This is a genomic window from Terriglobales bacterium (assembly GCA_035624475.1).
In the GTDB taxonomy this organism is placed as follows: domain Bacteria; phylum Acidobacteriota; class Terriglobia; order Terriglobales; family Acidobacteriaceae; genus DASPRL01.
On the sequence record DASPRL010000249.1, the window covers coordinates 1 to 4819 of the forward strand.

Here is a 4819-nt window from a genome sequence, read left to right on the forward strand (position 1 = left end):
GACAGGTGCTACTTCTGGAGGAACATCTTCACTGCCACCCCCGCCAGCACTACCGCGAAGACCTTGCGCATGACCTCCTGGGGAGTGTGCTGCGCCCACTCCCCGCCGAAATACCCGCCCACGAAGACCCCCGCGGCGATCAGCAGGCCCAGCTTCACGTCCGCGTGCCCGGCCTTGTAGTAGTTCAGGAAGGCCAGCAGGCCGGTGGGCGGCAGCAGCATGGCCAGCGAAGTCCCCTGCGCCTGGTGCTGGTCCATATGAAAGGCATAGATCAGGATGGGGACCAGAATGATCCCTCCGCCCACTCCCACCAGCCCGGAAAAGACCCCGATCAGAACCCCGACCAGAAGACCCAACAGGATGTTCACGCTCGCCTCCCGAAGTTCGCGCAGGGATGGTATCAGGAGGGGAGTCAGGAGTCAGCCGTCAGCAGTCAGCCTTTGTGACCTCGGTGTCACCTTCGTGTCCATTGTGGTTGGCTTCTTGCTTATCACAAAGGACGCAAAGGGCTACATGAGGGAAGGCTTACGGGACTGGCTTCCAACTCCTGACCCCTGGCTACACCACGTACGTTCGCGTGATGCGGTCGTGCCAGCACAGCCGGTCTTCGTCCACCAGGGCCCACAGGTAGCCCAGCCCCAGCGACATGCAGGAGACCGCCATGGCCAGGGCGCGGAAGCGCCGCACCCGCCGCGTGGGCGGCGTCCCCTCGAAGGTCTCCAGGCCGAGCTGCGCCGCCTGCATCCCCGGCGTGGTCCCGGCGTAGACCAGGAAGAGGTACTGGTAGGCCGACCAGAAGAAGCTGGGGATGAAGGAGAGCATGGCCAGCGCCATGCGTCCGTGGGGAGCCTCGCCTGCCAGCTTGAGGAAGATCATGGCGAAGAGAGCGCAGGCGGCCAGCACCACCACGCTGTCCACCACCGTCGCCTGGACGCGCTGCGACACGGGCGCTACCGGCAGCGCCGGCTCGGGCTCCTCCGGCTCCGCGGCCGCGGCCTCCTGGGGCTCCGGCGGCAGGGTGATGGCCGGCATGGGCGGGCTGGGCTCCACCCGCGGCGGCTCTTCCACCACCTCCGCCGCCTCCAGGATGCGGGGCGTCTCCACCAGCGGCTCCGCCAGCTCTTCCGCGGCGGGAGCCGGTGGGCGCGGGAACTCGATGATCTTGGGGGCCTCGGCCAGGGCCTGGGCCGCCGCCTGCGCCCGCGCGAAGCTGGGCAGGGGCGGGCCCTGCGGCTCCACCTGCGGCTGAGTCGCGTCGAAGTTCAGCGGCAGGCTGGCCTCGGGATCGTAGCGGCGGCGGCGCCGCCGGTAGGCGTCCACCCGGGAAGAGACTTCGCGCCTCCAGGTGTCGTCGGGACGGTGGAAGTCGCGCGCGCTCGCGGCCGGCGGCAGCTCGGGACGCATCGCGGGCGCCGGGGGGGCGTCGGCCGCACGGGCCGCGCCCGCCGGCCTCTCCAGCGAGGCGGAAAACTGCTGCTCGCTGGCGTCGAAATCTTCCGGATCGATGAGGACAGAGACGTGGGAGCTCTCCTCCTCGGGGAGGGGAGCGCAGTGGCACTCATCACCGCAGCGCGGGCAGGCCATGAACGGGTTGTGCGAAGCTCCAGAGCCGCGGATGCCTCTTCGGGAGGGCCCGGCCGCGCTTTGCTCCGCGGCCCGCGCCGTGTTACCTTCGACGGCTCCCGATGAGTCCCCGCATGAAGTTAGGTATCACGGCGGCCCTCGTTTGTCATCTGCTTCTGGCGCCGCGCGTAGTTACTAGCCAGTTGCCGCCGGCGGCGCCGCCGGCCGCAGGCGCCGAGACTCAGCAGGAAGCCCAGGAGCCGCCGCCCGCGGTCGAGGTCCCCGGGCCTCCGGGCGCCCCCATCGCCACCATCCGCGCCCGCCAGCAGGAGAAAGCGGGCGACGTCTACACCCTGCGCGGCGACGTCGAGATCGACTACAAGCAACTGGTGCTGCGCGCCGACGAGATCACCTACAACGCCGCCACCGGCCAGATCACCGCCACCGGCAACGTGGTGCTCGACGGCGGGCCCCACGACGAGCACATCCAGGCCGCCCGCGGCGAGTACAACCTCTCGACCGAGAGCGGCAAGCTCTACCAGGTGACCGGCACCACCGGCGCCACTTTCCGCGGCCACACCGTCACCCTCACCTCCTCCAATCCCTTCGCCTTCAGCGGGGCCGTGGTGGAGAAGCGCGGCCCCGACGAGTACATCGTGGAGCACGGCACGGTGACCTCCTGCGAATTGCCCAACCCCAAGTGGAGCTTCAGCGCCGCCCGCATCGTCATCCACGTCACCGGCGAGGCCCGCATCTACAGCAGCAGCTTCCGGGTGGGGAAGGTCCCGGTCTTCTACTTCCCCTTCGCCTCCCACCCGGCGCAGAAGCTGGGGCGGCAGTCGGGCTTCCTGGTGCCCAGCGGCGGCACCTCCTCGCGCCGCGGCATCATCCTGGGGGAATCCATCTACTGGGCCATCAACCGCAGCATGGACGTCACCGTGGGCGCCGAGTACTTCTCGCAGCGGGGCTGGGCGCAGCTGGGCACCTTCCGCGCCAAGCCCAGCGAGAACTCCTACATCGAGGCCAGCTACTTCGGGGTGCTCGACCGCGGCATCGGCTCGCCCCCGGTGGACCAGGGGGGCCAGGACATCCACGTCAACGCCGCGGGCATCTTCGCCCACGACATCCGCGGCGTGGTCTCGGCCAACTACCTCAGCTCGCTGGCCTTCCGCGAAGCCTTCGGCGAGAGCTTCACTCAGGCGGTCAACTCCGAGGCCAGGACCGTCGGCTTCCTCTCCAAGAACTACGACGGCCTCTCCTTCAACCTCATGGCCGCCCGCTATCAGAACTTCCTGAGCACCACCCCGGGCGACGTGATCAGCATCCTGCACACGCCCAGCGTGGAGGTCTCCAGCGTGGACCGGCGTCTCGGTGACACGCCCCTGGTGTGGTCCTTCGACGCCGCCGCCGAGGGTGTCTCTCGCCGCACCCCCACCTTCAAGAGCGACGACGTAGTGGGGCGCTTCGACCTGCAGCCCACCGTGGCCCTGGCCCTGCACGCCGGGGGCTGGAGCTTCCGCCCGGAGGCCAGCCTGCGCGAGACCTACTACAGCCAGCGCGTGCCCGGCACCAGCGCCACGCCCAACGTCAACCGCTTCGCCATCGAGGGCAGCCTGGAGATCCGTCCTCCCGCGCTCTCCCGCATCTACCAGCCCAAGGCGGGCGGGCGCAGCTTCAAGCACGTCATCGAGCCGCGGGTGACCTACCGCTACGTCTCCGGGGTGGACAACTTCGACGCCATCATCCGCTTCGACGAGCGCGACATCCTGAGCGACACTCACGAGGTCGAGTACGCGGTGGTCAACCGCCTCTACACCAAGAGCGCGCCCGGGGACTGCGAGGCGCCCGCCGAGCCCGCTCCCGCCGCCGCGCCTCTGCTGGGCCAGGGCCCGGGAGCGCAGCCGGCGGAGCCGGCTCCCCAGCCGCCCGCGTGCGGCTCCCGCGTCCGCGAACTGCTGACCTGGGAGGTCTCGCAGAAGTACTTCCTCGATCCCAACTTCGGCAACACCGTGATCCCGGGGACGCGCAACGTCTTCACCACCACCGTGGACTTCACCGGCATGGCCTTCCTCACCGGGCCGCGGCGCTTCTCTCCCGTGCTCTCCAAGCTGCGCCTGCAGACCAGCGCCCACACCGACCTGGACTGGCACCTCGCCTACGATCCCGTGCTGGGACGCATCAGCTCCAGCTTCGCCTACTTCAACTACCACTTCGGCAACTGGTTCCTGGGCGGGGCGCAAGCCTTCCTGCACGCCCTGCCCGAGACCTCCGGCAGCGGCGGCGCCACCGCCCCCAAGTTCAACCAGTTCCGCATCCTGGCGGGCTATGGCCATCCCAACAAGCGCGGCCTGAACGTGGCCGCCAACATCGGCTTCGATTCCAACCTCCACTTCCTGCAGTACGGCGCCTTCCAGTGGAGCTACAACTGGGACTGCTGCGGTTTCAGCATGGAGTACCGCCGCTTCGCTCTGGGCTCGGTGCGCAACGAGAACCAGTACCGCTTCGCCTTCACCCTGGCCAACATCGGCACGTTCGGCAACCTCAAGCGCCAGGAACGGCTCTTCTGATGTCGCGGCTGCTGCGGCGCGCCTTCGGCCACACCCGCCTCTACCCCGCCTGGAAGGCCCTGGCCCACTATCCCGATTACCTGTGGTGGCGGCTCCGCGGCCGGCCCCTGCGCACTCCTCACCTGGTGAAGCAGCGCGCCGTGCTCGAGTATGCGCGGCGATTCGGCCTGACCACCCTGGTCGAGACCGGCACCTACTACGGCGAGATGATCGCCGCCACCCGCCGCGACTTCGGCCGCGTCTTCTCCATCGAGAGCGACCCGGACTTGGCCGCGCTGGCGCGCCGCCGCTTCCGCCGCTTCCCCCACGTCGAGGTGCTGCACGGCGACAGCCAGTTCCTGCTGCCTTACGTGCTCACCCGGCTGGGCGAGCCCTGCGTGTTCTGGCTCGACGCCGGCTACTACGGCTGGGACGCGCAGGTGGGCAAGATGGACCGGCTGTCGGTGGAGCTGCGCGCCATCCTCGGCCATCCCTACCCGCATGTCATCCTGCTCGACGACGCCCACGGCGTGGACGGACGCGGCGGCGCGCCCACCCTGGCCGAACTCACCGCCGCCCTGCAGCGCGACTTCCCCGGCCGCAGCTTCCAGGTCGTGCACGACATCCTGCGCATCTGCCCGGGCCCGATGCTGCGGTAGAATCACTCGATGGATCTTGCCGCCAAGCGCGCCGCCTTGGACGCCCGCCTG

Annotated in this window: 4 protein-coding genes; 2 read left to right on the forward strand and 2 right to left on the reverse strand. The window is 69.3% G+C overall.

Annotated elements, in window-relative coordinates:
* Nucleotides 1-8: 8 nt before the first annotated feature.
* Together VEG08_10135 and VEG08_10140 are read right to left on the reverse strand one after the other, a co-directional pair.
* Nucleotides 9-368 (reverse strand): sulfite exporter TauE/SafE family protein, encoded by a 360-nt coding sequence (locus VEG08_10135; protein HXZ28342.1) that lies wholly within the window; start codon nt 366-368, stop codon nt 9-11.
* 190 nt (nt 369-558) lie between these two features.
* Nucleotides 559-1584 (reverse strand): RDD family protein, encoded by a 1026-nt coding sequence (locus VEG08_10140; GenBank protein ID HXZ28343.1) that lies wholly within the window; start codon nt 1582-1584, stop codon nt 559-561.
* A 113-nt stretch (nt 1585-1697) separates the two neighbouring features.
* Between VEG08_10140 and lptD the strand changes: the two genes are divergently transcribed.
* Both lptD and VEG08_10150 read left to right on the forward strand, forming a co-directional pair.
* Nucleotides 1698-4130 (forward strand): LPS assembly protein LptD, encoded by a 2433-nt coding sequence (lptD, locus tag VEG08_10145; protein ID HXZ28344.1) that lies wholly within the window; start codon nt 1698-1700, stop codon nt 4128-4130.
* The gene (locus VEG08_10150; GenBank protein ID HXZ28345.1) at nt 4130-4768 is read left to right on the forward strand and encodes a hypothetical protein; all 639 of its coding nucleotides are present in this window, start codon (nt 4130-4132) and stop codon (nt 4766-4768) included. The genes lptD and VEG08_10150 overlap by 1 nt, the downstream gene beginning before the upstream one ends.
* Nucleotides 4769-4819 lie beyond the last annotated feature (51 nt).